General features: G+C 43.2%; 23 protein-coding genes, 1 pseudogene and 1 riboswitch. Of the genes and pseudogenes, 5 read left to right on the forward strand and 19 right to left on the reverse strand.

The genetic code is table 11. The features are described from left to right. Window positions 1–23: 23 nt before the first annotated feature. On the reverse strand, window positions 24–1,865 hold the full coding sequence (htpG, locus tag DESDI_RS10760) for a molecular chaperone HtpG (RefSeq protein WP_015262641.1): 1,842 nt from the start codon (window positions 1,863–1,865) through the stop codon (window positions 24–26). A 169-nt stretch (window positions 1,866–2,034) separates the two neighbouring features. Here htpG and DESDI_RS10765 point away from each other — a divergent pair, with 169 nt between their 5' ends. Continuing rightward, entirely contained in the window at window positions 2,035–3,393 is a 1,359-nt protein-coding gene (locus DESDI_RS10765; RefSeq protein WP_015262642.1) for a DNA recombination protein RmuC, read from the forward strand. 268 nt (window positions 3,394–3,661) lie between these two features. Here DESDI_RS10765 and DESDI_RS10770 read toward each other — a convergent pair whose 3' ends face one another. From DESDI_RS10770 to DESDI_RS10805, 8 genes and pseudogenes are all read right to left on the reverse strand, one after another. After that, the gene (locus DESDI_RS10770) at window positions 3,662–4,009 is read right to left on the reverse strand and encodes a hypothetical protein (protein ID WP_015262315.1); all 348 of its coding nucleotides are present in this window, start codon (window positions 4,007–4,009) and stop codon (window positions 3,662–3,664) included. A 144-nt stretch (window positions 4,010–4,153) separates the two neighbouring features. After that, window positions 4,154–4,837: a Crp/Fnr family transcriptional regulator gene (locus DESDI_RS10775; protein ID WP_015262316.1), complete on the reverse strand. Its 684-nt coding sequence runs from the start codon at window positions 4,835–4,837 to the stop codon at window positions 4,154–4,156. A gap of 235 nt (window positions 4,838–5,072) precedes the next feature. Continuing rightward, window positions 5,073–6,334 (reverse strand): annotated as a pseudogene (locus DESDI_RS10780) (IS1380-like element ISEcp1 family transposase). 152 nt (window positions 6,335–6,486) lie between these two features. Beyond that, window positions 6,487–9,603, reverse strand: a complete 3,117-nt coding sequence (locus tag DESDI_RS10785) for an efflux RND transporter permease subunit (RefSeq protein ID WP_015262643.1) — start codon at window positions 9,601–9,603, stop codon at window positions 6,487–6,489. Next, the gene (locus DESDI_RS10790; RefSeq protein WP_015262644.1) at window positions 9,593–10,702 is read right to left on the reverse strand and encodes an efflux RND transporter periplasmic adaptor subunit; all 1,110 of its coding nucleotides are present in this window, start codon (window positions 10,700–10,702) and stop codon (window positions 9,593–9,595) included. The genes DESDI_RS10785 and DESDI_RS10790 overlap by 11 nt, the downstream gene beginning before the upstream one ends. Continuing rightward, window positions 10,703–11,266 (reverse strand): TetR/AcrR family transcriptional regulator, encoded by a 564-nt coding sequence (locus DESDI_RS10795; RefSeq protein ID WP_015262645.1) that lies wholly within the window; start codon window positions 11,264–11,266, stop codon window positions 10,703–10,705. A 126-nt stretch (window positions 11,267–11,392) separates the two neighbouring features. After that, window positions 11,393–12,091 carry a hypothetical protein gene (locus DESDI_RS10800; RefSeq protein WP_015262646.1) on the reverse strand — a complete coding sequence of 233 codons (699 nt, stop codon included), beginning with the start codon at window positions 12,089–12,091 and terminating at the stop codon, window positions 11,393–11,395. 134 nt (window positions 12,092–12,225) lie between these two features. Continuing rightward, a complete protein-coding gene (locus tag DESDI_RS10805; protein ID WP_015262647.1) occupies window positions 12,226–14,568 on the reverse strand; it encodes a type IA DNA topoisomerase in 2,343 nt (780 codons plus the stop codon). Window positions 14,569–14,689: 121 nt separating this feature from the next. Between DESDI_RS10805 and DESDI_RS10810 the strand changes: the two genes are divergently transcribed. Continuing rightward, on the forward strand, window positions 14,690–14,872 hold the full coding sequence (locus tag DESDI_RS10810) for a DUF1540 domain-containing protein (RefSeq protein WP_015262648.1): 183 nt from the start codon (window positions 14,690–14,692) through the stop codon (window positions 14,870–14,872). A 151-nt stretch (window positions 14,873–15,023) separates the two neighbouring features. On the opposite strand, the gene DESDI_RS10815 is transcribed toward DESDI_RS10810, so the two are convergent. Together DESDI_RS10815 and DESDI_RS10820 are read right to left on the reverse strand one after the other, a co-directional pair. Beyond that, window positions 15,024–15,299, reverse strand: coding sequence for a hypothetical protein (locus DESDI_RS10815; RefSeq protein WP_015262650.1), 276 nt, complete (start codon window positions 15,297–15,299; stop codon window positions 15,024–15,026). An 85-nt stretch (window positions 15,300–15,384) separates the two neighbouring features. Beyond that, window positions 15,385–16,032 carry a CPBP family intramembrane glutamic endopeptidase gene (locus DESDI_RS10820; RefSeq protein WP_015262651.1) on the reverse strand — a complete coding sequence of 216 codons (648 nt, stop codon included), beginning with the start codon at window positions 16,030–16,032 and terminating at the stop codon, window positions 15,385–15,387. 176 nt (window positions 16,033–16,208) lie between these two features. On the opposite strand from DESDI_RS10820, the gene DESDI_RS10825 reads away from it, so the two are divergent. Continuing rightward, window positions 16,209–17,387, forward strand: a complete 1,179-nt coding sequence (locus DESDI_RS10825) for a THUMP domain-containing class I SAM-dependent RNA methyltransferase (RefSeq protein ID WP_041219917.1) — start codon at window positions 16,209–16,211, stop codon at window positions 17,385–17,387. A 239-nt stretch (window positions 17,388–17,626) separates the two neighbouring features. Here DESDI_RS10825 and DESDI_RS10830 read toward each other — a convergent pair whose 3' ends face one another. Together DESDI_RS10830 and DESDI_RS10835 are read right to left on the reverse strand one after the other, a co-directional pair. Next, window positions 17,627–19,009, reverse strand: coding sequence for an aspartate kinase (locus tag DESDI_RS10830; RefSeq protein ID WP_015262653.1), 1,383 nt, complete (start codon window positions 19,007–19,009; stop codon window positions 17,627–17,629). A gap of 85 nt (window positions 19,010–19,094) precedes the next feature. Next, on the reverse strand, window positions 19,095–19,442 hold the full coding sequence (locus DESDI_RS10835; RefSeq protein WP_015262654.1) for a DUF6954 family protein: 348 nt from the start codon (window positions 19,440–19,442) through the stop codon (window positions 19,095–19,097). A 191-nt stretch (window positions 19,443–19,633) separates the two neighbouring features. On the opposite strand from DESDI_RS10835, the gene DESDI_RS17900 reads away from it, so the two are divergent. Beyond that, on the forward strand, window positions 19,634–19,846 hold the full coding sequence (locus DESDI_RS17900) for a hypothetical protein (protein ID WP_015262655.1): 213 nt from the start codon (window positions 19,634–19,636) through the stop codon (window positions 19,844–19,846). A gap of 254 nt (window positions 19,847–20,100) precedes the next feature. On the opposite strand, the gene DESDI_RS10845 is transcribed toward DESDI_RS17900, so the two are convergent. From DESDI_RS10845 to DESDI_RS10870, 6 genes are all read right to left on the reverse strand, one after another. Beyond that, complete coding sequence (locus DESDI_RS10845; RefSeq protein ID WP_242825392.1) at window positions 20,101–20,883, reverse strand: 4Fe-4S binding protein; 783 nt, start codon at window positions 20,881–20,883, stop codon at window positions 20,101–20,103. A 35-nt stretch (window positions 20,884–20,918) separates the two neighbouring features. Then, window positions 20,919–21,512 carry a DNA-3-methyladenine glycosylase family protein gene (locus tag DESDI_RS10850; protein WP_015262657.1) on the reverse strand — a complete coding sequence of 198 codons (594 nt, stop codon included), beginning with the start codon at window positions 21,510–21,512 and terminating at the stop codon, window positions 20,919–20,921. 1 nt (window position 21,513) lies between these two features. After that, complete coding sequence (locus DESDI_RS10855; protein ID WP_015262658.1) at window positions 21,514–21,933, reverse strand: GNAT family N-acetyltransferase; 420 nt, start codon at window positions 21,931–21,933, stop codon at window positions 21,514–21,516. Between the two features lie 143 nt (window positions 21,934–22,076). Further along, window positions 22,077–22,727 carry an HAD family hydrolase gene (locus DESDI_RS10860; protein ID WP_015262659.1) on the reverse strand — a complete coding sequence of 217 codons (651 nt, stop codon included), beginning with the start codon at window positions 22,725–22,727 and terminating at the stop codon, window positions 22,077–22,079. Window positions 22,728–22,811: 84 nt separating this feature from the next. Further along, a complete protein-coding gene (locus DESDI_RS10865) occupies window positions 22,812–24,488 on the reverse strand; it encodes an ABC1 kinase family protein (protein ID WP_015262660.1) in 1,677 nt (558 codons plus the stop codon). A 36-nt stretch (window positions 24,489–24,524) separates the two neighbouring features. Further along, window positions 24,525–24,824: a phasin family protein gene (locus tag DESDI_RS10870; protein ID WP_015262661.1), complete on the reverse strand. Its 300-nt coding sequence runs from the start codon at window positions 24,822–24,824 to the stop codon at window positions 24,525–24,527. 177 nt (window positions 24,825–25,001) lie between these two features. Then, a riboswitch (cobalamin riboswitch) is annotated at window positions 25,002–25,144 on the forward strand. Between the two features lie 119 nt (window positions 25,145–25,263). On the opposite strand from DESDI_RS10870, the gene DESDI_RS10875 reads away from it, so the two are divergent. Beyond that, entirely contained in the window at window positions 25,264–26,229 is a 966-nt protein-coding gene (locus DESDI_RS10875; RefSeq protein WP_015262662.1) for an ABC transporter substrate-binding protein, read from the forward strand. The last annotated feature ends 67 nt before the right edge of the window (window positions 26,230–26,296 follow it).

Genomic DNA, 26,296 nt, shown 5'->3' on the forward strand with positions numbered 1-26,296 from the left:
GTTTCCATGGTACTTTACTACTCTTAATTCAAAGCTTTCTCCAAAATTTCATTCAGCCGATTAACCATACTCCTAGGATCGACAATGATTCCCGCTGCAATCTGAGCATTAGCAAAAAGCTGTTCCGCGGCTAGTGGAGCAAAAGAATCTTCCTGCTTTCTCAATTCGTTCAAACGTTGAATCAAGCCATGTTTAGGGTTAATCTCCAATATTCCAGCCGGTACGTCGTGAAGATCGCGATTCATCATCTGCATCATCCGCTGCATGCTATGGGTTCCATAATGACTGAGGATAATCGCCGGACTATCCACCAACCGTTTGGACTCACGAACTTCTGTGACCTTGGCCCCGAGTACTTCTTTAAGCCAGACACTGAATTCGTTCAGTTCCTCTTCGGATATGAGTTTATCTCCCTCCGCGTTGTCCGTATCTACCAGCTTCAAATCCTCTTGGTCTGCAGAAATTAAGCGTTTCCCTTCATATTCACGAATCATATCAAAGACATAGTCATCAATGCCTTCATAGGTATAAATGACTTCATAATCCTTGTCTTTAAATACTTCCAAATAGGGACCCTTCTCAATAATCTCGCGCGTTGGTCCATTGATAAAGTAGATCAACTCTTGACCTTCCTTCATCCGACTCACGTAATCCCCTAAAGAAATCAATTCGCCTTCCCCCGTCTTTGAGGATTCATAACGCAGGAGCTTCATAATCTCTTGGCGATGGGTGAAATCATTGGCAGCACCCTCCTTAAGGAAAATGCTGAACTCACTCCAGAATGTCTTGAATTTCTCCGGTTCGTTCTTAGCCTGTTCATCTAAGAATTTCAGAAAACGGCTGGTCACTACTTTATTTAGCTTGGCTACTAAAGCGCTGTCTTGCATCGTTTCGCGGGAGATGTTCAAGGGAAGCTCCTCGCTATCAATGACCCCACGCACAAAACGCAACCATTCCGGGAGAATATCTTTAGCCTTTTCTTGAATGAGAACCTTCTTGCAATACAAATTAATACCAGTATCCATCCGTCCAAAGCCGAATTTCTCCATATTTGAACTGGGCACGAAAAGCAAGGTATTGATATTAATGGGAGCATCTGAGGAAAAATGCATTTTCAGCAAAGGCTCATCAAAGGCGTTAGCAACGTATTTATAGAATTCCGTATACTCCTCTTCGGAGACTTCATTTTTATTCTTGGTCCACAAAGCTTGGACCGTATTAATCTTTTCATCGTTCACAAAGACGGGATAGGGCACAAAGCTAGAATACTGCTTAATGATGCGCTTCACTGTGTCAGCCTTAGCAAAATCATGGGCATCTTCCTTGAGATAAAGGGTAATATGAGTTCCCCGAGGGAGGTCCTCTTCCTCAGAAATGCTGTAATCCCCTCTTCCATCCGATTCCCAGCGGTAACCCAGAGCCTCCGGTTGATAGGATCGAGTCGTCAAAGCTACTTTATCCGCAACCATAAAGGCCGAATAAAAGCCGACCCCGAACTGACCAATTAAGTTTACATCCTTGTTATCCCCCGCTTCAGCTAAACGCTGCACGAAGGCTTTCGATCCCGAATGGGCAATCGTCCCTAAGTTTTCGATTAAATCGTCTTTCGTCATACCCATGCCGGAATCAGCAATGGTTAGGGTAAAGGCATTCTCATCGGGAGTAATCCGAATTTCCAAAGGTAGATCCTTGTCCTGAATCTCCTGCCCAGTAAGTTGAATATACCTCAGCTTTTCGGAAGCATCGGCAGCATTGGATACTAACTCGCGCAGAAATATCTCACGATCTGTATAAAGGGAGTTAATTACAATATCAAGTAGCTGCCTAATTTCTGTTTGAAATTCTTTTGTTTCAATCTGACTCATTGCTCACAAACCCTCCAAAACACGTAATTAAATAGTATTCAACCTCTATTTTAATCAAATTTGGTCAGAGGTGCAAGCCGTTCATAAAAACGTCAGCTAATTATGGTAAAATTAAATAGTCTTAGCGAAGAAGGGCCTACTGGCCTAATTATCTGGAGGGAATCAGTCAATGGATTTTTTGCCTATCGTGAATGGCGCTCTGTCCGCACTTGCCATCCTTTTACTTATCCTACTCTTAATTCAGACAGCAAAACTGCAAAAAAATAATTTTCAGCAGTTTTCGCAAAGCATTGAAGCAAAGCTGACGCACTTAGAAAATCAAATGACTCACTTGGAAAAAGGCCTGGAACGTCAGGAGCGTCTCTCCCAAGAAGAATTAGCGCGGAACCGGGAGGAAAGCCGCTCCCTCTCCCGACAAGGCAGAGAGGAAATGAGCCAATCCTTGAAACGCTTCAACGACTCCCAGTTGACTCAGATGTCAGAGATTGCTACCCTTCAACGTAGCCAACTGGATATCTTCGCCAAACAAATGAATACCCTCTCCCAGACCACTGAGCAGAAGCTTGAGCTGATGCGTAAAACCCTTGAAGAACGACTCCTCCTTATTCAGCAAGATAATGCCCAGAAGCTTGAGCTCATGCGGATCACCGTCGACGAAAAGCTTACCTCTACTCTGGAACAACGGCTTGGCGAATCCTTTAAGATGGTAAGCGATCGTCTGGAACAAGTTCATAGAGGGCTCGGCGAAATGCAAACACTGGCTTCAGGTGTCGGGGATTTAAAAAAGGTCTTAACCAATGTGAAAACTCGGGGAACCTGGGGTGAAGTTCAATTAGGTACATTACTCGAACAAATCCTCACCGCCGACCAATATTCCACAAATGTGGCTACCAAGGTCGGGAGCAAGGATCGTGTAGAGTTTGCCATCAATATCCCGGCTAAGGATGGTGAGAATCGTCTTATCTATCTTCCTATCGATGCGAAATTCCCTATCGAAGACTATGACCGTTTACTTGATGCCCAAGAGCAATGTGATCTTCCTCGTATTGCCGAAGCTGAAAAGGCCTTAGAATACCGTATTAAAACCGAAGCCAAATCCATACACGAGAAATATATCGACCCGCCGAACACCACGGATTTCGGTATTCTCTTCCTCCCCATTGAGGGGCTCTATGCAGAAGTTCTTCGTCGTCCCGGCCTCTGTGAAATGCTGCAGAGAGACTATAAAGTCGTGATTGCCGGTCCGACGACTTTAGCCGCCCTACTCAACAGTCTCCAAATGGGCTTTAGAACTCTGGCCATCGAAAAACGCTCCAGCGAAGTCTGGAACCTCCTCAGTGCCGTAAAAACTGAGTTCGGTAAGTTTACCGAGATCCTTGAAAAAACTCAGAAAAAACTCCAAGAAGCCAGCAATACAATAGAAACCGCGACTCGTAAGTCGCGGTCCATCGGTCGCAAGCTAAAGGATGTCCAAACCCTGCCTATTGAAGAAAGCGCTGCTTTGCTAGCAGCAGGGGAAGAAGAATAGAACCGTAAGATGAATCAAAACTTCCTCCGAATTTTCCTATAACGGAAAATCTATGCAACCCTGCAACACCCCAAAAAGAATAGACGCCATAATTGACGTCTTTCGCTTGGGGCTAAGTTTCGTTACAGCCCCCCATTTTAATCAATTTCTATAGTATATTTTACTACTTGACAGCGTTTGTATTTCCCTTTGTTCAACCCTTTACTCCGTTAGAAGCGGCCTGATATTGTTTCGGATAATTAGTCTTATAACAGGTTAATTAATTCAATTAAATGTAGACGAAAGCCAATGTCAAACCTACAGCGGCAATTAAAATAAATAACCCCCAATAAAGTTTATTGAATCGGTTCTTTGTGAGTTGGATCATCACCCAAAAGAGTGCGAAACCTCCAATGCTCTTGATTAACAATGGAAGGCTAAAATCAACAAGTGTCCAAACATAGCATCCTGTTAATACTGCGAAGCCAAAGACAACATACATGATTTTACGGAGTTTTGTTTTTAGGTTTTGGTCATCACTAAAAGTAGCGATAAAAAATAAGACCAGGAGCACACATGCAGCCAGAAAATGCCAGGGAGTATGATTCATTATTTCTATAGGACCTAAAGCTATCAAAGAAAATCCCTCCTAGAATATAATTATGATTTATTATAAGGTGATTTATGTTTCTAATACTGTTAAGTATTTAACAATTAATAAAAAAATTTGAAAAGTTGAATTTCCATACCTAAAAATCAGAGAAGTAGCTGCTTGACCCTATTATTTAAATATGTGCGTACTAAGACAAGGGTCATCTTTTAATATGTAATATCTGTTAGTGCGGTCGACTATTTTGGCTTCTTTTAACTCATTAAGGGCCTGAATGACCATTACCCGTGAAGAACCAATCATATCAGCTAATTCCTGCTGCGTAATTATTAAATCGATCATTGTCGCGTTTGGCAGCTTTTTCCCATATTGGTTGGCAAGGTTATAAAATAGACCTAATAATCTTTCTTTTACAGTTCGTCTAGTTTCCTTATCTGAATTCATATTGGCATAACGCTTTTGCCCAAGGTAATCAATTATCCTTAAGGCAAAAGAAGGATCTTTCTTAATTAACATTTCAAATTGCATTTTACTAAAGCAACAGATGCAAGCCTCTTCCATGGCTAACGCGCTAGAACATTCCTTTTGTTCTTGATATAGCGACAACTCACCTAGTACCTCACCGGGACCACAGATATCCAGAATTGTTTCATGTCCATCTTCAGCACTTTGCACAAGTTTAAGTTTTCCTGATTTCACAAGAAATATAGTACTTGTAATATCCCCTTGATAAAAAAGATAGTGTCCTTTGGACAGCCGTTTTTTATTTGTACATTGACACAAGTTTGTAATCTGTTCTTTTTCCAGACCCCGAAACAGATCCAATTCTTCTAGGCAGATGAGGCAACGTTTCATGCAATTCCCCCTATGTTTATAAAGAAAACCTAAATTCCACGTGTGTTTTTTATTAGCTTCAAAAATCACTATTTCACGAAGAATTTAGACTGCTTCTCACACATTGTAACATTATTTACAACCACCTTTCAATCATTTTTGATAAATCATTGATTTCATCTTTGCTGCAATGATACTTAATAAACTCTGCAAGTTATCCACAGAGCAACACTCAATTTTATTGATGATATTCTTATTATACCAGACATTTTTCATACACTCCCTTGTACGGATAGTTTTCCGACAACTTCATGATTACATATCTTGCGGTTTTGATTATTTTTGCTGCAAGAAATACATACTTCAAACGAAAGGTCTTTATTTGCTGTCTGTATTCTGAAGAGTCCAAGGAATCAAACTTGAACAACAAAAATAGGTTATATGAAAGCATCATCATTTGAAACACGGCTTCATTCGCCCAAAATGACTTTAGCAAGAGATGACCCACCGCCATGTCGTATTTGGCTTCTTTGATATAGTTTTCAGCATTACCACGCTTTTCATAGTATATAACTACTTTTTCAGAAAGCAAGGTAGTATTTGTTACAAAGAAAAAGTAGTCGTATTCGGAACCTTCTAAAAGTGATAATTGTGCTCTTTCTTTTTCTGGTTTCAGTACGCGAGATACGACAAATCTTCTGTCTTTTTCCCATTTAACTAATTTTGTATACAGTTCTGTAGTTTCTCTACCTTCTTCTCCTTTAACGAATACAATTGATGAATTCGTTGCTTGTGAGGTGAGTGTAGAATAACTTTTGGCTTTAATTAAATATTTGCATCCAAGAGATTCTATCGTTTCGATAATTTTTTCATCAAAGTAGCCACTATCCATTCGAAATAAAATTTCTAAATCGTCTGATTTGATGTTAGCAACAATTTCTTTGATCATTTCCGCAGCACCGTTTGCAGTGTAAGTATTGCCACTTCTTACAAATCCGGTAACATATGCTTTTAATTCGTCGCAAAATGCAAATTGGATATTGTAGCATCGGTTTCCCAGTTTCTTAGGATTATATCCTTTTGACGCACCTTCTTGATGACCTTCTACGTTAATTACACTACTATCAATATCAATCGTAATGGATGTCAATTTACTTTTAGTGAGCAGTTTTTAAAGACTTTAAAATTAATGTCTCTAAACATTTGGGTTGTCTTGAAGTTGAAGTTTCCTAGAAACCGTGACACTGTTTCAGGTTCTTTTACGGAAATATCAAACTCGTTGACGAGGGGATCATTTTGAAGTAGCTTTAGACGTTCTAACTTATCAATGCCAATGAAGTGACCGCAGAGCATGGTCTTTATATGATTCATCTTGATTTTATTTGTTGAGTCATTATCAAATACGAGGTCATTTTCAATAAAATCAAAAATCCCATTGCTTTTTGCATTCTCAAGGAGCAGAAAAAGACCTGCATTTGATGTTAGATTCTTAGCTTTGAAATCAATTTTATTAATCATAATTAGAACCCCTTTTTACTACTTTTCTTACTATTATTTTACCATATATCGAGTCATAAAAGCTGATAATTTAACATATTTTTGAGCACTTTTCTTTCACCCAATGGGTGAAAGCTGAATTTCGAAGGAACGCATATTTATCAAGGCTTTGATTATGCTTTTTGAAGTACTGACGTAGAATCTAGGTATAAAGATTGCCCCAAGTCTTTACTCCCCAAGGGAGATGTTAACTCTCCTTTATCTTCCCGAACCAGGAGACTATACAATACCGGAACCACCACTAAAGTAAAGAGAGTAGAGACTAAGAGTCCACTCATCAAGGCCACGGACATGGGGGTGAATAAATCACTTCCCGAAAGGGCCAAGGGCACAAGACCGATAACAGTGGTCACCGCAGCTAGAATGATGGGACGATAACGGCGATTGACAGCAAAGGTGCAGGCCTCGTCGATGGACATTCCTTCTTCTCGAGCTAACTTGATAAACTCAATAAGCAAGATGGCATTCCGAATGACTAGCCCCATGAGGCTGACCACCCCTACCAAAGCGGTGAAGGATAAGGGCTGGGCGAATAAAATCAACCCCGCAGCTACCCCGATGATGGATAACGGAATGGTAATAAAAATGATCGCCGGCTGCAAAAAGGAGCGGAACTGAAGCATCAGGATGGTGTAGATCAGGAGGAGAGCAAAAATCGCTGTGATCCCCAGATTACCAAAATTATCTTTGATATCCTTGGCTTCTCCTTCATAGCTCAGAGTCATCCCTGAAAAGTCAAAGCCTGATGACCCCAACCGTTGCTTTAGAGTGTTCTCGATGGTCACGGCACTGTAGCCCGGTTGAACTTTACCGGAAATCGTGACAGCACGAACTCCATCATACTTGTTAATCGTAGGCACAGTGGATTGAAGATGGATTTCCCCTAACTGCTTCAGGAGCACCTTATTGCCGGTTAGGGAAGATTTGATGGCTAGGTTCTCTAAGTCTTCTTTGGTCTTAATATCCCCTTTGACAATAATCGAGTACTCATTACCAGCAAGGCGGAATACGGAAGCTTCCGCGCCACTTAAGGCAATATTGATCTGCCGTTGAATATCATAATTGGTCATTCCCATGGAAATGGCCCGCTCTGTGTCTACATCCACCACAAATTCATACTCATTAGCGACATAATCCTCCTCAACATTCATGGACCCGGCAATACCCTCCAGCTCATGGCGAATTAATGCCACGGCATCCCTAACTTGCAAAGGATCCTCGCCACTGACTCTGATTTCTAAGGGTGCTCCCGGAAAGGCCTTCTCCAAGAGCAACACATCTGCAGTTCCACCGATTAATTGCCGATCTAACTGCTCTTGGATATGGAGAGCTAACTCTTCATTATTAGCAAATTCACTGCTTTCCAGATTCACTTTCAGCATAATCTGGCCAAAGTCCTTGGAGGGTGTAGCTTTGGGCAAAGTAATATAGAACTTAGGCAAGCCCTCCCCTACCGCCGTAGAATAGCTGATGACTTCCTCATTGCTTTGCAGAACTTTTTCCACCTGCTTAGCAAGATTTGCCGTAGCCCCAATATCTGAGGCACTTTCCGAATGCAGATTAATATAAAACACATTTTTATCGGCCTTAGGAAAGAATTCAATATGAAGCTGTAAGGCACTATAGCCTGCTAAGGCAATGAGGAGTATGGAGGTAAGAACTGTAGTCTTCTTATATGTCATGCCAATTTTCAGGAAGTACTCATAAAAACGGCGTAGGATAGCTTTTTTACCACGTTCTTCTTTTAGCTTATTGAAAAACAAATAGGCTAGGACCGGGGTAACCGTAATAGCTACCAGAAAGGAGGCTACTACGGAAATAATAACAGTTTGGGGTAAGGACCTTAGGAATTCCCCTGCCGGACCGGGGACAAAAAGCATCGGCGAAAAAGCTGCCACAATAGTTAAGGTGGCAGAAAAAACCGGAATCACGGCCTGTTTCATACCCTTGATACAGGCCTCCATTTTTTCTAACCCTTGGTCAATGTGAACTTGGATAGCATCGATAATCACGATGGCATCATCCACGAGAATTCCCAAGGCCAGAATCAAAGCGGTAATGGAGATTTCATGAAGCTGTATTCCCAAAAGATACATGGCAATGAAGGTAAGAATTATGGAGAGAGGAACCGCCGTGGAAGCCACCAAAGCATTCCTAAAACCCATTCCCAGAAAGACGACGATGAGAACCAAGGCCATCCCCTCTAAGAGATTCCGAAAAAACTTGGCTACACTTATCTCGACATCCGTAGGCTGGTAAACGATCTCGTCAATGACTAATCCAGCCGGCATTTCGGCTTTAAGCAGATCTAGCTCTGCCCGAATTTCTTCCCCTGTGAGAAGAATATTGCGATTTTCCACAAAGAAGCCGCTGAGCATGATCGCATTTTGCCCGTTGTGATGGAGCTGATAACTGGAGTCTTCAATATCCCAAGCAACTTTTGCCACATCCTTCAAGCGAATAGGGGCCCCTGTCTCTCTGGAAATATCCACAATCAGGTTTTCTATCTCTGCCAGTGAAGTGAAGAGACCCGGGGAGGTGACATTAACCTTTACCTTATTATCGCTTAAGGAGCCCGCGGGAATTTGCAGGTTTTGGGCTTGGATTAGACTAACAAGTTCGTTAAGAGAGATAGTGTATTTATTTAACTCGCTGGTCATTACTTCTACCTTGGCCACTTTATTTTGAACACCGGCCACGGTAAAACGCGAAATCCCGTCAATTTTGGCGAGCCTGCTTTTGAATTGGTCAGCATAGTCAGCCAATTGCTCATAGGAATACCCTTCTCCGGAAAGGCTGATAATCATTCCTGCTGTTTCCACGAGGTCAGTATCCACTTCTATGTCCAAGCATTCCGCAGGAATATCCCCTTGGACATCATCAACAATCTGCCCTAGCTCATTCCAAGCTTCCTTCACATCCACATCATACTCTAGCTCCAACACCACAACAGACAAACTGTTTTTCGTTATGGATTGAGAAGTTTTGTAGCCTGGTACTTCCCTGATTCCTTCTTCAATAACCCGGGTTACTAATTTTTCCACATCCTCAGGAGAAGCCCCGGGATAGATGGTGGTGATGACTGCATAGGGAGACGATACATCCGGACTCTCCTGTTTGGGGACTAAATAATAGCTGTAAAAGCCCAAAGCAATAGCTATAATCGTAAAGAAAATCGTAAAACGCCAATTCTTAATAATATGGTAAATGATTCCCTTCTTATTGCTCATTGGAGTTAACCTCACTTTGCAGATTGGGGCTAACCTCACTCTGAATCTTCACCTTATTGCCTTCCTTTAAGGTTTTCATCCCGCTGGTTATATATTGCTCTCCGCTCCTTAGTCCTTCTATCCGTACATTGAATCCTTGGACATCTATGAGCTTAATATTTCTCTTGATAGCCCGTTCGTCTTCCACGACGAAGATATAATCTTCCCCATCGTTAAGAACACAGGCCAAAGGGACCCAGATGCCGCCAGACTCACCCTGTGCAAAGTTTACTTCAGCGGTGGCCCCTAGATAAAAAGCATCGGCGGGATAGGGCTCAGTGATTAGGATCTCTGCATTATAAGTGCGGGTCTGATTATCAGGGACGGCATCAAGTCGTTCAACCTTTCCTTTGACTGCTTTCCCTTCTAATGTGACTTCAACGGCATCTCCCACTTTAACCTTCTGGATATCATTTTGGGACAGACCTACTGTAACCTTTTGTTCAGGGGACCGAATGACCACCACGGGATAGCCCGCAGCGATGATCTCACCTTCTTGGAAGAGAATATCCACTACATAGCCTTCCCTATTGGTATAGAGCTGAGCGTCGTTTAGCTGTATTTGTTTGGCTTGAAGGCCTAGCTTGGCTTGCTGATAGGTTGCTTCTTTCACATCAAGATCTAGCTTAAGCTTAAGTAGATCAGCTTCCGGCAAGGCGCCTGCCTGAAAGAGCTGTTCCATTTTCCCATAATTGTCCTGAGCTTCCTGATAAGCCTTCTCTGACTTGGTGACATCCAGTTGTGCGGCTTGAAGTGCCAAATTATACTCCTGGGTATCCAAGGAAGCAAGTCTTTGTCCGGCCTTTACAGCACTACCTTTTTCTACAGCAATCTCACTTAATTTTCCTGGAATCTTAAAGCTGTACTTCGATACCTCCCCAGAAGATGTCAGACCTGTATAGCGTAATTCAACAGGATATATTTCTTCTATTGCTTCTTGCACTTGGATCAGTTTTTCTTTTTCAGGAGTGATTACCGCGGCTTGCTTTGTGCATCCGCTGAGCATAAAAATGAAAATAAGAAAAAATGAAGTTAAGGTCCACCTTTTTGTCCTAAACATTTAGTTGTCCTCCCCATTCTTGAGTATCCCATAAAAAAAGAGCTTCCTCATCTGCTCAAGAAGCTGTTTAATTGTAATATCTTCGGACTCCAACATTTTCGAATCAGCCGGAGTCATAAATAGATTATGGATCATGGCTACGATAATCACCGGATTGAGGTCCGCTCGAATCTTCCCCTCCTTCTGACCCTCTTCAATGAGTGGATAAAGTATGGCTTGCCGAAACTCCGCCAATTTTTCAATTTTGTCTTTTTCTTGGGGATAGAAACGGTAAAGCTCATCCACTAGTCGAAACGGTATATCCTCCGGGGTATACATAGTAAGCATTGCCTCAAACTTCTCTAGCCAAGTAACGTGCTCAGCGATTGCGTCACAAAAGGTCTGTTTTTCCATCTCAACAATAGTATCCACCAGTTCGCTGATCAGTTGATTTTTGGACTCAAAGATTTTATAGATCGTCTTTTTACTGATCCCTAGCTCACTGGCCACATCATCCATAGTCAATCCGCGCAAACCATAGCGCTGAATCAACTCATAAGCTTTCCCTAAAATGCGATCGTGCAAAATCTGCTTCCTCCCCTCATAGGAAACTATGTCAGTATCTATAGTTTCCTATGAGATCCCTCACCTGTCAAGAAAAATCAAAAGAGATGCAAAAACTGCATCTCTTTTGATTTACCACCCCGGAGCTTACTGTCCCAAAGATTGTGCCTTTAATTGCCCTTCTTCGAGAACTTCGCCATTAAGTAGCCAGTAATAATTTAGTTCTGTAGTTCCTATGGGCTCTCCTCCCTGCAACTCAGACTGGATATACCCTCTGGGTTCCCGATGAAGTCCCCATCTGAGCAAAAGCTTAAGCCAATCTTGGAGAATCAAATCCACCATTTCATAATCAATTTTTTCCTTAGAATTTCCTTTTGAATTCCCTCTGCCGTAAAAATTCCTACCACAATGTTTTTGAACGCATGTATTCCACGCCAAAATAAAATTGGGAGCATCTGTGCTGAGGATTCCTTCCTCCCAATTATTTATTAGCTGCACCTTTCTTTCTCCGCCAATATTTCCATAACAGGATAAATAGAGCAGCTCGTAAGCACCCAAAAAGCGTTGCGCATATTGTATATACTCTCTTTTGGCCCGCTCAAAGGTGTGGGGGTGCAGAACAAGGCTGGCCACTGTGCTTGACGAATGAGAAGGACGTGGCTGGGTAGCCTTAGCTTTATTTTCCTTTTTCGATAGGATTATTGCCATGGCTTTGCTTTCATCTTTGGGCTGTTTTACTTTAATTCTTTTTTGGGTTTCTTTCAATTGAGGGGCAAAACGCTTCCCAAAATAAAATAAGAGGATGATAACGATAGCAACGGCGAGACTTTCCCAGCTACTTCCCATATTCTCTCCCCCTATCATTTCTATATCTAAGGTAGCCTGCTTCATTTTATTCGGAAGGGTGCGCTTTTTTTCCACTTCTCAGGAAAAAAGCAAGTTCCCATCTTAATTTATCTTAGCAAAATTCAAGACAGTTGTCATCTTCCGTCTTTCTTCTCAAATTCGAAGCGCAGCTTTCCAGTCGAAGGGTTTTCCCAAACTAAATAGGCCGCAAAGCTTTTTCCGGTCTTGGAGCGAAATCCTTTAATCAAGGGAGTCTTTCCCTTTTCTAAGAGACTCTTTACTTGAGTAGGGGTCAATACTTTTCCGCAGATAGAGTTTTTCCATACAATGAACGGACATCCCGTTTGCCAGTTCTGACAGCCATAGCCCTTTTCCCTCTCGACGATTCCGCCGCCGCAGCTTGGACAAATCCCCAGAACCTCGACCGCCTGTCCCTTTAATCGCTCATTCTCCGGTTGAGTACTCTTTATGTTCGTTACCGTCTCACTATGCATTCCTTTTTTTGTATCTCCTCCAAAAGCAATGGGCTTTTTCCCATAGGTGGATTCAAAGTGACGCAATTCTTCAATAATATTGCGTATAGCCTGCTCCACCCTTGACATATAGTGACTTAAAGGAATTTCTCCTCGTTCCACCTGCGCCAATTCATATTCCATCTGTCCGGTCATTTCTGCACTAATCAGCAATTGTGCTTGTGGCAAACGTTCCTTGATCAAACCGATAAGCTCGACACCCTTTTCTGTCGGAGCGAGGACTTTCTGCAGCTGAATCAGATACCCCCGATCCAAAAGATTTTCAATAATCGCTGCCCGAGTGGCCACAGTTCCTAAGCCTTTACCCTTTAGTTGCTGACGCAGCATCTCGTCTTCAATCTCCTTGCCGGCTCCTTCCATGGCTTTGATCAAATCCCCTTGGGTATAGCGTTTCGGCGGTTTGGTTTCCTTCTGAAGTGCCTGACAATTTTTAGTTTCAACCTCTTCGTCCTTAAGCATATTAGGGAGCAACCCGGCCGGTTGATCGTCATTTTCTTTTTCGTCCTTGCTCTTCCCTGATGAAGCATGATGCTTTGCTGAGCTTTCAACCTCTTTCCAGCCTGGCTCCAGTAAAACTCTTCCTTTCGTCATAAACGACTCATCATCCACCATCGTGATGATCTCTTTTTCTGCATAGCGGGCCGCCGGAAACCAGATGGTTAGAAAACGCAGAACAATCATTTCCCAAACCTTCACTTCATCCGGGCTTAAGTTCGAGGCAACCTTTTCCGTGGTAGGAATAATCGCATGGTGAGCTGTAATCTCATTGATGACCCGTTTTCCTTTGGGAAGAGGAAGGTCTAAAGCTTTCTTGGCCCACTGTCCATAGGGTCCGTTCTCTAATGCTTGCAGGTGAGCTTTAAGCTTAGGGAGGAGATCGGGGGGCAAGAAATTACAATCGGTTCTGGGATAAGTAATCGCCTTCTTCTCATAGAGGGATTGAGCAATCTTTAGCACCTTCTCCGCTCCAAAGCCATAGCGTTTGGATGCTGCAACTGTTAAGGAGGTGAGATCAAAAAGCAAAGGATGATGCTCCATGCTCTCCTTCTCTTTTACCGAATGAACCCTTCCTGCTTTCCCTTGAACCATGGCGATGATCTCATTCCCTCGCGCTAAGTCTAACGAGGATTTTTCTTGCTCCTGGTTTTGTTCAAGCTTCTTAGCTTGGCCTTTGCTTGCGCGGGACTTTTTCGCAGCCGGATCAAACCACTTTCCTTTGTATAGTCCCTTCATACTTTCAAACTCCGCTTCAACCTCCACATAGGAAACAGGTACAAAGTTTAGAATAGACCACTCTCGTTCTACCACAAGGGCTAAAGTCGGAGTCTGAACTCGACCCATGGAGATGACATTGGGTTTCTTCCTGACCGGATCAAAGCTACCAAAAAGAGCGCTAAACCCTTCCGTCAAATTCATCCCGAAATCCCAATCGCCATAGGACCGTCCATAGCCTGCCTGTGCTAAACCTTCTACTTCGTGAAAGGGGCGTAATTTCGCCATTCCTTCGCGGATTGCCTCCTGGGTCAAGGATGAAATCCAGAGCCGGAAAAGCGGCTTCTGGCAGCCTACCGCATCCCAAACCTCTTGAAAAAGTAGCTGTCCCTCGCGATCAGCGTCTGTTCCACAGATAACCTGTTCAATCTCCTTCGATTTAAGGAGACGTTCCAATACCTTAAATTGTTTTTGGGTGCTGAGCTTTAAACCGTGTTTAAATTCCCCCACTTGCGGAAGTACCGGTAGACGGTGGATACCCCAACGCTTACCTACCTTGTTGAGATCCATATAGTTCTCGGGAGACTTCAGCTCAAAGAGATGACCAATGCACCAGGAAATGATGTACTCTTCATTGGCAAAATATCCTTCTCCTTTGCCCTTTACACCAAGGGTTTTGGCATATTCTCTGGCTTGGGAGGGTTTCTCGGCAACGAGTAATGTCTTGCTCAAAATTCTTCCACCTCAATATCAAAATCAAAATATTTCATCGGATAAAAAATGTACTTTGTGGGAGATTAAGTAGTGGATTCAGGCGTAAATTAATGCCTGAGAAAAAAAGGAGGATATGCTAATGCCTGGACGTGTAGACAAAATAAATTCCCACCTTCAAGGAGTCAAATGTGTAGTTAACAGCTGCCATTATTGGGGAAACGACCACTGTTTTGCCCAAGAAATCGAAGTTCAAGCTCCCAATGCGAAAACCTCTGAAATGACTGACTGCGCAACCTTCGTTCCAAATGGGACCTTGAAGTAATCATTCGAACTATAAATGATTATTCCATCCTGAATTGCCAAAACCCTTTTAAAACTGAAAAGAGCAAGGCTTGCCTTGCTCTTTTCTTTCATATGTCTGGATACCTCTTATGCAAATCATCTTGTCATCATACAGTCCATCCTCTGGCGAATCACGGCTGATCACGGGGAATTTTCCGCTTTTGTTGCCATTGAACAAATAGATAACTAAAGGCAAGGATAAAAATTGCCGAAAAGACCTGGATTGGCTGACCCAAGAGACCTCGCATGCTTAATGAAATAATAAAGGACACGGCCAATCCACCGACAACTGCCATTCCATCTATTTTCGAGGGGTTTAATGAGGTGAAGTGCTCTAAAATCCACCATATTAATCCGGCAAAGCCGATCGCTAACAATAGTCCGGGAAGCATCATTTGACTAAACATTAAATCCCCCTCATCTTGTACCTCTTTTCTTTATTATACCTTAGGCAAGGCAAGGACTTATAGAGGGAATGTTTGTCAATCTACTCTACTTCTTAGGCGTTTGGCTAGTTTGTAGATAGGGCAGATAGTACTTTTTGGCTAAGATGGAGGCTCCCAAATTGTAGAGAAAATGAGCCCATACGGTGGCCCAAAGAGTGCCAGTGAATCCGTAGAGCGTACAGAGAATTAAGCTGATGAGAAATACCCCACTCATGAGAACCGGCTTTTTCAGGTAACGTATGTGCATCGCTGTAAACAAGATGCTGGTGAAGAAGATTCCCTGGATGGGACCAAATGCCGCACTAAGCCCTGTTTGGAGCACTCCACGGACCAGAAGTTCCTCGGAGAATGCGCCAACCAAAAACATGGGACCGAGAGTTGGGGATGGCAGCTCCAATAAGAGTTGATTCACTCCCCCATCATCGAAAGCATCCACCGGAAAAACTCGCCAAGCTACGAGTTGAATAACCATTCCTAGAATTGCTACTACTGTTCCAATAATCCAAATGCCCCCAGCATTATCCCAAGAGAAAAACCCCTGTAAAGAGTAGCCTGTTCGGAGATAGAATAGCCATAAGAGCCCACCCCCGGGAATCAAGAGCAGAAGCTGAGTAAGCCAAAACGAAGGAAGTAGTGCCGCTCGAAGCTGGGTCCCCTGCTGAAGCTGATTATGATCGTCCTCCCTATTCGACACTGTGTTTTTCCTCCTTTTCACACGCAATACTCTATGCTTATCCTATCGGGATTTGCGCAGGTTGACAAGTAAATTCCTACCTTTATAATTCACCCAACAAGTGAGCTTGACTTGCCTTTCTGCATTTCAGTCATTATGATAGAAGAAGAATTTATAAAATGAAGGGTGATACCAGATTGGCTAAAATCGAATTAATTGCCACAAGCGCCTTTGGCATTGAAGCTATAGTGAATCGAGAGCTCCATAATCTTGGCTATACAGAAACGAAAGTTGAAAATGGCAAAATTACCTTTATGGCTAATGAACTAGGAGTTTGTCGAACTAATCTTTGGTTGCGTTCAGCAGAACGAGTACTCTTGAAAATGGGCGAATTTAAGGCACTGACCTTTGAAGAGCTATTCCAACAAACGAAAGCCCTGCCCTGGGAGCAATGGCTGCCCATCGATGCTGAATTTCCCGTAGAGGGGAAATCAATCAAATCGAAGCTTTTTAGTATTTCCGATTGTCAAGCCATTGTCAAAAAGGCAATCGTGGAACGACTTAAAGAGGTTTACGGCATCAGTTGGTTTAAGGAAACCGGTCCCAAGTACAAGATTGAGGTTGCCTTGTTAAAGGACATTGCCACCCTGACCATCGACACTTCCGGTGCTGGGCTACATAAACGCGGCTATCGTAAGCTGGCAGGTCAAGCCCCTTTGAAGGAAACCTTAGCCTCAGCTATGATTAACCTTAGCTACTGGAAGGCCGACCGCGCTTTAATTGATCCTTGCTGCGGCACAGGCACGATTCCTATCGAGGCTGCTATGATCGCCCTTAATCGTGCACCCGGCCTCAAACGTGAATTCGTCGCCGAGACTTGGCCCACCATTAAAGAGAAGTTTTGGCAAGAAGCTCGTGAAGAAGCCGAGGACCTTTATAAGCGGGATGAGGAACTCCACATTTATGGTTCGGATATCGATCCCAAGGCCTTACAGCTAGCCCGGGCCCATTGCGAAGATGCCGGACTTACGGATAAAATCTTCTTTCAACGCCTACCCGCCTCTGAAGTCCGCTCTCGCTTTCAATATGGTCATATCATCACGAACCCCCCATATGGGGAACGCTTGGGTGAAGAAGAAGAGGTTAAACAACTCTATCGAGACCTCGGAGAGATGTTCAAACAAATGGAAACTTGGTCCTTGCATATGATTACTACGGACAAGCATCCAGAACTTCTAATTGGCCGTCGTTGGGATAAAAGCAGAAAACTCTACAATGGCCGCTTGGAGTGCCATTATTATCAGTTCTTCGGACCCAAGCCCCCCAGACGCCCACGCGAAAATGAAGAAGCGGGTGACACGAGTGACAAGGGGTAAGTCTATACTCCCCTACTGCTAGCCTTGGAGCGCCTGAACACCTGATTCTCCGATAAAGAAACCATCCGGTGAATGGTTTCAGGAGATCACGCCCGAAGGTCGCGGATGTATATTAAAGGAAGCTTGGCTTGTGTTCATATCTTCGGTGATATTGTTCATACAACAAGAACGTCCCGATATATTAAAAAAGATAGGGCACCGAATAAAGGCGCCCTATCTTTTTTGTTTTACTCTTCGTATTAACCTACGCACAAATCTTCATTCAGATGGTAAATTGCGTTGGTATACTTATCCCGGTCAATGACAAATTGCATATTGACCTGACGGAGAGATTGAGACACGCAGTTCACATTGATATGATTCCTAGCTAAAGAACCGGTGGCACGAGCCAAAATATTAGGAACAGCAATATTGGAACCGATCACACAAACGATAGCTGCGGGTAGAATGGTGACCGTTTGGTATGCTCCCTTCAACTCGGAAACCAAATCCTCAGCCAAGTCGTGTTCCCAGATCACTAAGGAGATACTATTGGCGTTGGTAGCTTTCATGATATAGCTTATGGAATGCTCCATGAACATCTCCATGATCCGCTTATCATAACCGGCTTCCCCGACCATCAAGGAATCATGAATTTCCACCACTACGACCTTGTCCGATCCGGCAACAATCTCGATCTTCGCTTCGGGGCCAATATAATCCTTGGATATTAATGTCCCCGGATGGTCTGGCTCAAAGGTGTTCTTCAGACGTAAATTGATTCCGGCCATTTCTAAAGGTTTCGATGCATTGGGATGAATGGCTTCCATACCGATATCTGCTAGCTGGTCAGCTACATCATAGTTGGTACGACCTACAGGAATAGCTTTTCCCACTCCCACAATCTTCGGGTCAGCAGATGATAAGTGGAACTCCTTATGAATAATGGCTTCATCGGCTTGGAGAAGGGTTGCGATCCGTGAGAAAGTGATCTCCGAATAACCCCTCTCGAATTGACGCATAATGCCTTCTTTGCCCTTGGTATATCCGGTAACAAGGACGATCTCCTTGAAGGGATCCACATCTCTAAAGGCTTTCGTAATCCGCTCCTCAATGGTCAGTTGGCGGGAATCACGAAAACCCGTTAAGTCCACAAGTCGAGCGGGTATCCCGCGATTTTGGAGGATATTGACGGAGTTAAATGCCGAATGAGCCTCTCCTAGTGAAGCCAAAAGCTCCCGAGCTGCCGAGAAAATATTTTCCCGATCTACATAACCTGAGGAAATAATCTCATGCATACTATGCAAATAGGATTTTGTCTGATTGATTCGTTCGGTTAGAAACTCCATAGCGACTTCATAATCTAAACCAATGTTTATGAATCCCTCATTAACCTTAAGCAGATCCCGTAATAAGACATTCAAGGCTTCTTCACAATCTTCTCCGTTGATAAAATGACGATAGATCCCCGGGGCTTTGGTCTTTTTATCTTCTAAAAGCTTGTTGGTCACACCGGAATAGGCAGAGACAACAAAAACTCTGCCAAAGCTAAAACGCTGAGAATCCGGTTCCCCAATAATATTTTTTAAGACATCTTCAAATTGGGACATCGAAGTGCCCCCGATTTTTTCTACCGTTAACATAAAACACCTCATCAGATTAAGATCACTGTTAAATAACAATATCCATTATTATAATACAGTCACTACCCACCAACAAGATGCAATTTCAATCTTTTGTTTTCGGAGCCCCCCATTTGGCACCCAAATAGGATGCTCCCAAGGTGAGCACTAAATAACTAAGAATCAACAGCAGTGAACCCGGCTCTTTGAAAAGATATAAAACGAGAAGAATAATCGAAAACAAACTGAGCATCGTCCCCATCATCAATGGGTTTTCCCGAGTACGCCCCAACAAGAAGCCTAGAACTCCAAAGGACACAATCACCAACAGATAGGTAACGAGTCGCTCGAAGAAGTTACCGCTGGGGTCGGAGAAGACTGAGTTAAAAACAATAAAGAATCCTGGCAGTATTCCCAGTAAAAAAGCAATCAGATACCATAATATTTTTTTCATAAGCTCACTCCTTAGGTTTGAGTTTTCAAAGGATAGTATCTTGGTCAAGATTAGTCTTAATAGGGTTTCTATTATCCTATCCAAATTAATCACGTTGGTCAACTTTCCAACTGGATAATATTCCATATATTGCCACTAGAAGGACCTAGTTTTAAAAGTTCCTCTTATTATAAATAAAGGAGTGAATCATAATGCATCTTTTTAACAAATGCTGCGTTCCTCATCCCTGCCATCATGGCCATCATGGCCATCACGCTCAACACTTCAACGTTCAACAAACTCAGGGTTTTGCCCGCCCCCCTTATCCCGTTCAACAGAGTGCTCAATTCGCAAACGTTCAACAAGCACCCGTTCAACAGCAAACCCTCTTCGAGAATCTCCCTACTCGCCGTTCCAAAGGATAAATAGTACGAGGTGGCTCCACTTATGGGAGCCACCTCTTTGCAAACAAAAAAGATGATAACAGAGTTGTTTTATTACCGCGGCCTCAAGGAATACAACGCTGAAAAGGGATATCTCATGGACTCCCGTTAGAATTAGTTCAAGTAGCGTGAACCATACTGTCTGTGTATAGCTCAAATTCCCAAGCGCTTGGGAATTTGAGCAGATATGACTGTGACTCACTACTTACTTTCATAGACTTATGACCCCAATCATTCTAGAAGAGCGCTTTCGCCTCTATACTCACGGCATCCTTCTTACATCCACTACGACAGAGGCCGCAGCCATAGCATTTCTCTAGATTCACACAGCATTTTTGATCAAGGGATGAATATTCAATGGCTCCGAATTGACAATACTTCATACAATTGCGGCAGCCTACACATTCAGCGGGATCGATGTGAGCTAGATATTCTGCTTTATACATAACTTCCATAACCTCTAAGGAAACGGTGGACTTATAGGCCATGCAGTCTTGATCACAATTACAGAGGGCGCCGATAAAGGGGGTTTTAAAGGTCCAGATAGAGTGAACCAAGCCTTCTTGATCAAACTGTGCAACTAAGGCTTTAGCCTGCTCCAACGTCAGCACTTCAAGGCTTCCTTTTAATTCCGGGAAACCGCCAAATACCTTAAAGGGATCCATACCTAGGGCGAAGCAGTAACGAGCATTCTTGACTCCCTTAATGGCACTTCGACAGACGCAAGGAATCCTGGTAATGGATTGGGCTCTTTCTAGGACTTGAAGGGCATCCTCAAGGGGAACAACCTGGCCAATATGATTTCGCTTCATATACCGGGTTCCAATACTCCGATAGGGCCGATAGAGTGCGGGCTTATGCTTCTTCATTTCCGCCATTTTCTCAATCATAGGCAGCATTGATGTCTGACTGTTGGCGATAAACTCCTGAGCATACTTCTCCCGGTTATTCTGGGAATAAAGCTCTTGAGAGTAGTTCCTCATGACCTCATACCACTTTTTCCCTTCCCCATGTTGCAAACATAATTCACACAATCGAATCGAACTTCCTTCCTTTACGATAAAGCCCATAAGTAGAGCGAAGCCACTGAGCCATAAGGTGAGTATTTCTGACGGTAATGGTCAAAGGTTTCCTTAGTCAACTCATTGAGTCCATAACAATTCATCATTCCCCGCCGAATGGCTAAATCTTTAAAACTTACCACATCAGGGCGACAAAGGGAGAAGATGAGCAGCATTTCTGCAGTCCATACTCCCACACCGGGTAAGGCAGGTAATAATTTAATAATTTCATCATCACTCAGGGTAGGAAGCTTTTCGAAATCCACCTCACCCCTCTGGGCGGCCTCAGCGATTCCTTTGATATATCCTGCCTTGCGCATGGACATACCACAACCTTGAATAGCCTCCAGCTCAGTTTGGTCGATCTGTTCCGCATTGACTTCTCCTAAGAGGGTCTGCAGTCGGTTCCAAACGGTTTCAGCGGCTTTCTTAGAAATCTGTTGACTGACTACGCTGGAGATCAAGGCTTCAAAGAGCTGTGGGGTAACCTCCCGTTCAATCATGCCGATCTGGTCAATAGCTTGCCCCAGAACCGGATCCTGAGCTTTTAAGTGTTCAATTTCTTTTAATCCGTATGGGAAAATCATTTTACAATTTCCTCTCCATCACAATGTGAGGAATCCCATCTTCCATGAATTCCTCAGAAACTTGGGCATAGCCTAGTTTTTTATAGAAGCTTTGAGCTTGGGTTTGGGCATGTATCTTAGCTTTTTGGAAACCCTTCTCTTGAGCTATTTTCTCAAGGGCTTGCACGACAATACTACCTAAGCCAAATTTTCGCATGGAGGCACGGACACAAATCCGCTCCAGCTTGGCTGTATCTCCTACCCAGCGCACCCTACCTGTGGCCGCTGCTTTATTTTCATATTCTACAAGAATGTGACGGGCAGGTGCTCCCTGCTCATCGAACTCATCCTGCAAAGGTACTCTCTGTTCTTCAACAAAGACTTCTCTGCGAATTTGAAAGGCATCCTCTAACTCATTATCTTTTATTTCAACAACTCTCATCTGCTATTCCCCACTCCGTAAACTAACTATTAACCCAACTAGTAGCCCAACTAGTAGCCCAACTAGTAGCACAACTAATACTACTATAAATATCCTATTTACCTATATGTACCCTGTTTGTGGACATCCGTGCTCTAGCTTACTTAGCCTAATAACTGCAGTAGCTCCAGAGGGTCATCGATAAGGTGCTGAGCACCATGGTCCACCAATTCTTCTCTGGTTCGATAACCCCAGGTTACACCGACAGAGCGAATCTGAGCATTCTGAGCAACTTCCATGTCCACCCCAGTATCCCCAACGAATATAAGCTCTGAAGTCGGGATTTGCAAGCTATCACTGATAAAGAGGGCCCCCTCCGGATTAGGCTTTCTTGGTATGTCAAATCTCGACCCGAGGACCTCCTCGAACCTTTGCTTCGGAAAGAGTTCACGGACAATCTTTTTCGTTAAATCATCTACTTTATTAGAGAGGACCGCGCATTTAATTTCTCTTTGATTGATTTGCTCCAAAAGCTCAATTATTCCCGGATAAGGCTTGGTTTTGTCCAAACAGTGCTGGGCATAATCCTCCATCATGGCATCAAAACACTGAGTAATCTCTACCTCATTTTGCACAGTATCTGGCAAAGCCTTGCGAACCAGATTGCGAATTCCATTGCCGATGAAATATTGATATTCTGCCAAGGTATGGGTAGGGTAGCTCTTATTCGCGAGAACTTTATTCATCGAATCAGCAAGATCCACCAGTGAATCGACAAGAGTTCCATCTAAATCGAAGATTATCCCATTAATCATTAGCATGCTCCTTTAAGTTATCTTAGTCTCATGGGTTTTGCTTCAATTGTAACTTGCCTAATCTTTTTTGTCACTTCTGTGTGTTCAAAATCTCCCTGAACGTAAAATCGACACGAGGAGCAGAAGGAACATCAACCCTGTGACAATAAAGCCAGCCTCGATGGCCGAAATCCTCCAGAAGACCAAGGGCTCATTACCCAGTGCCGAGGCGATAATCAATCCGGTCATCATAATGCTGAAGGATAATAACAGTATGCTGAAAGAAAGCTGATTGCTTATGCGATCCAGCTTGCGTATGAAAGTGGCTAACTCAGGTAGATAAATCTCCACCCGGATCTTCCCCCGTTGAATACTATTGAAGATTCCTCTGGCTTGTTTAGGAAGTTCCAACATCAATTCTAAGTACTCTTTGACATGCCTATAGGTCTTTTCGGCAATAAAGCCGGGATTTAAACGTTCGAGGAACAGCTGTTCTCCGAAAGGCTCAGCAATATCGATAATGCTGATTTCAGGATCCAGTTGCTCGACCAGCCCTTCTAGGCTCAGCAGGGATTTACCCAGTAACACCAGATCAGTGGGGATAATAATCCGATGTTTGAAGGTCACTTTAAATAGATCATTGACGGCATTGCCGAGATGCACCTCGCTTAAGGGCACATCCAAATATTTTTCCCGTAAGAGATCCACGTCCCGAAACAGAATTTTACGATCGATATCTTCTGGCACAATCCCCATAGCAAACACAGCCTCGATCATGTCCTCTGTCTTGCGTCGCATCATACCGATGACAAGAGACGCAAAATGATCCTTCATATCGGGTGAAAGCCTGCCAATCATACCGAAGTCGATTAATGCAATCACTTGTCCAGGCAGAACGAAGATATTTCCTGGATGAGGATCTCCGTGAAAAAAACCTTCAATAAGAATTTGCTTAAACATAGCTTTAATAAGATTCTCGGCGAGAACCTTACGATTATAACCAAGCTCAGCTAGGTCTTGAAATTGACTGAGCTTTACTCCTTGAATATATTCAAGGGTTAAAACTCTCTTTTTTGAGTATTCTTTATAGACTCTAGGGATGTAAATGGACGAATCCTCTACAAATTGTCTGCCGACTCGTTCTGCGTTACTACCTTCAATCTCATAATCTAATTCATTGCGCAAAGAGGTGGCAAACTCTTCTACCATGTCGCGTACATGGTAGAATGCTGCCCAGTCCATTCGTCTTTCTGCTAATGCCGCTAAATCTGAGAGAATCTCCAGATCAGTCTCGATGGTATCGCTGATCAGGGGGCGTTGGACTTTCACAGCGACCTTCTCCCCCGTTTTAAGTACAGCATAGTGAACCTGTCCGATGGAGGCCGCTGCCAGTGGTCTCTCCTCGAAATGCTGAAAAACCTCCTGAGGAGCAGCTCCCAATTCCTCACGAATAATTTGCGTTACTTCTGCAAAAGAAAAGGGTGGAACCTGGTCTTGCAGTTTTTCCAGTTCCCTGATGAGATAATCAGGAATCAGATCTGGCCTTGTGCTGGCAATTTGACCGATTTTAACATAGGTAGGACCCAACTCCTCGAGAGCGTTGCGCAAACGCTCACCAAGAGTTTTGGTATCCACTTCTTCTTCCTTACGCAAAATTCTCCTGGAAAATGAGATTAAATTAATAAGCCCCATCTCTTCAAGGATGAGGCCAAAACCATTGCGAGCAAGGATTGTTGCGACTTCACGATAACGATGAGCATGACGTATTCTTCTACTAATCATCCCGATTCCCCTAGTCATCCGGAATATATTAATAATTTACTCCTGAGATGGTTCCTTTTCTAACTGGGCGATGCGATTTTCCAGCCTTTCGATATCCGCTTTATTTGGAAGATTAAGCTCGTTCAAAATTTGCTGAACCTGTTCTTTGAGCTTCGTATTAATTTCACTTTGCTGTTCTTCACCCTTTTTTATCAGCTCGTCTACCAAGTCCTTGGATTCATTGGCCGATAGTTCACCTTTCTTAACCAACTCATCCATCGTCTTTTCGATTTGTTCTTTGCTTACGATAGCAAATCCTAAACCTAAAGCTAGACCTTTCTTCAATAAATCTTTCATCTTTTACTACCTCCTGACGGTACCGAGTGAAACTATAGTTTAGTATTAGCACGTTGATTGGAAAAGATTCTAAGAATTGCTAATATAGATACTCATGTAAAGTTATTCTTCACTTATCCTATTCTTTACTAAAATTCTCTTGGTTTTGATTGCTGAATGCTTTATAATTGCCTTAACTACATATTCTAGCGATTAGGTTCTCTATCCCTTACGGGAAGAGTTAAAAGGGAAGCTGGTTCAATTCCGGCACGGTCCCGCCACTGTAAATAGAATGATTCATCATTCTAAAGTCAGGAACCTGCCTAATCATGAGCGACCATCCTCGAGGATAGGGAATAGGCGCTGCGAAAATAATCTATAGTGCAGCAAAACCTTTTATCCTCGTGATAGAAGGTTTTTATTTTACGTATTTATCGACGGTACAAAGGAGAAATAATCTATGCATAAAAAAGCCCTGTCTCTATTCACACTAATTGCCCTCTCTATTTCGTTCCTTTTGATCAGCGGCTGTCAGAGCATCTCTAACACCTCGCAGCCCCCGAAATCTACTGCAGAGCAAGAGACCGCTCAGCAAACAAGCTATCCCCTGACATATACTGACGATTCCAGGGTAGAATCAACACTTACCACAGAGCCCCAGCGCATTGTCTGTTTAGCTCCTGCATCAACGGAAATCCTATATGCTCTGGGTCTTGAAAGCAAACTCGTAGCTGTCACCATCTATGACAATTATCCCGTAGGAATCCAAGATAAAGTCGAGTTTGTTTTTGAAGATAGTTTAAACCCTAACATGGAACAAATCCTACAGCTCAACCCTGATTTAGTGGTTATGGGAATGCATGATGAAAAACTCGTATCCGCCATTCGCAGTTTGAAGCTTCCTGTGGTTCAGCTCAACCCCCAAAGCATCGCAGTAACTTACCAAGCCATTGAAAAGCTGGGTTATTTGACAAACACTCAAGAACAAGCTCAAGAATTAGTTCAGGTAATGAAAGAAAAGGAACTGACCATTGCTGATAAAATCAGCTCCCTCAAGGATTCCGAACGAGTTAACGTTTGGATCGAGGTTGACCCCGGGCTGTTTACAGCGGGTGAAGGGACCTTCCTCAATGAATTAATTGTTAAAGCTGGTGGTATCAACATTGCCCATGATGTGAAGGATTGGGCACAATATAGCGAGGAGCAAATCATCGCGAAAAATCCTCAAGTCATTCTCGAAACCTATTCTTACTATATGGAGAATGTGAAAGATACCATCTTAGCACGTCCGGCCTGGCAATCCCTCGACGCAATAAAAAACGCTAGGGTATATACGCTGGATAGTGATATGGTCACTCGACCTGGACCGAGAATCATTGATGGCTTGGCCAGCATCGCCCAAACCCTTTATCCCGAACTTTTCTAAATATGTGAACCCTTTTAAATACTTTCAATATTACCAAAGCCCTTAAATACCCTATGTGCTCCCAGAA

This window comes from Desulfitobacterium dichloroeliminans LMG P-21439, assembly GCF_000243135.2.
In the GTDB taxonomy this organism is placed as follows: Bacteria; Bacillota; Desulfitobacteriia; order Desulfitobacteriales; family Desulfitobacteriaceae; genus Desulfitobacterium; species Desulfitobacterium dichloroeliminans.

What these genes read in the sequence shown, in the direction of transcription:
- DESDI_RS10850 (WP_015262657.1), bottom strand. Translation starts at nt 21,512, where the DNA reads ATGATTTTCCCATACGGATTAAAAGAAATTGAACACTTAAAAGCTCAG.
- DESDI_RS10870 (WP_015262661.1), bottom strand. Translation starts at nt 24,824, where the DNA reads ATGAAAGATTTATTGAAGAAAGGTCTAGCTTTAGGTTTAGGATTTGCT.
- DESDI_RS10835 (WP_015262654.1), bottom strand. Translation starts at nt 19,442, where the DNA reads ATGAAAAAAATATTATGGTATCTGATTGCTTTTTTACTGGGAATACTG.
- DESDI_RS17900 (WP_015262655.1), top strand. Translation starts at nt 19,634, where the DNA reads ATGCATCTTTTTAACAAATGCTGCGTTCCTCATCCCTGCCATCATGGC.
- DESDI_RS10800 (WP_015262646.1), bottom strand. Translation starts at nt 12,091, where the DNA reads ATGGGAAGTAGCTGGGAAAGTCTCGCCGTTGCTATCGTTATCATCCTC.
- DESDI_RS10775 (WP_015262316.1), bottom strand. Translation starts at nt 4,837, where the DNA reads ATGAAACGTTGCCTCATCTGCCTAGAAGAATTGGATCTGTTTCGGGGT.
- DESDI_RS10865 (WP_015262660.1), bottom strand. Translation starts at nt 24,488, where the DNA reads ATGATTAGTAGAAGAATACGTCATGCTCATCGTTATCGTGAAGTCGCA.
- DESDI_RS10765 (WP_015262642.1), top strand. Translation starts at nt 2,035, where the DNA reads ATGGATTTTTTGCCTATCGTGAATGGCGCTCTGTCCGCACTTGCCATC.
- DESDI_RS10790 (WP_015262644.1), bottom strand. Translation starts at nt 10,702, where the DNA reads ATGTTTAGGACAAAAAGGTGGACCTTAACTTCATTTTTTCTTATTTTC.
- DESDI_RS10855 (WP_015262658.1), bottom strand. Translation starts at nt 21,933, where the DNA reads ATGAGAGTTGTTGAAATAAAAGATAATGAGTTAGAGGATGCCTTTCAA.
- DESDI_RS10815 (WP_015262650.1), bottom strand. Translation starts at nt 15,299, where the DNA reads ATGTTTAGTCAAATGATGCTTCCCGGACTATTGTTAGCGATCGGCTTT.
- DESDI_RS10830 (WP_015262653.1), bottom strand. Translation starts at nt 19,009, where the DNA reads ATGTTAACGGTAGAAAAAATCGGGGGCACTTCGATGTCCCAATTTGAA.
- htpG (WP_015262641.1), bottom strand. Translation starts at nt 1,865, where the DNA reads ATGAGTCAGATTGAAACAAAAGAATTTCAAACAGAAATTAGGCAGCTA.
- DESDI_RS10810 (WP_015262648.1), top strand. Translation starts at nt 14,690, where the DNA reads ATGCCTGGACGTGTAGACAAAATAAATTCCCACCTTCAAGGAGTCAAA.
- DESDI_RS10785 (WP_015262643.1), bottom strand. Translation starts at nt 9,603, where the DNA reads ATGAGCAATAAGAAGGGAATCATTTACCATATTATTAAGAATTGGCGT.
- DESDI_RS10875 (WP_015262662.1), top strand. Translation starts at nt 25,264, where the DNA reads ATGCATAAAAAAGCCCTGTCTCTATTCACACTAATTGCCCTCTCTATT.
- DESDI_RS10860 (WP_015262659.1), bottom strand. Translation starts at nt 22,727, where the DNA reads ATGATTAATGGGATAATCTTCGATTTAGATGGAACTCTTGTCGATTCA.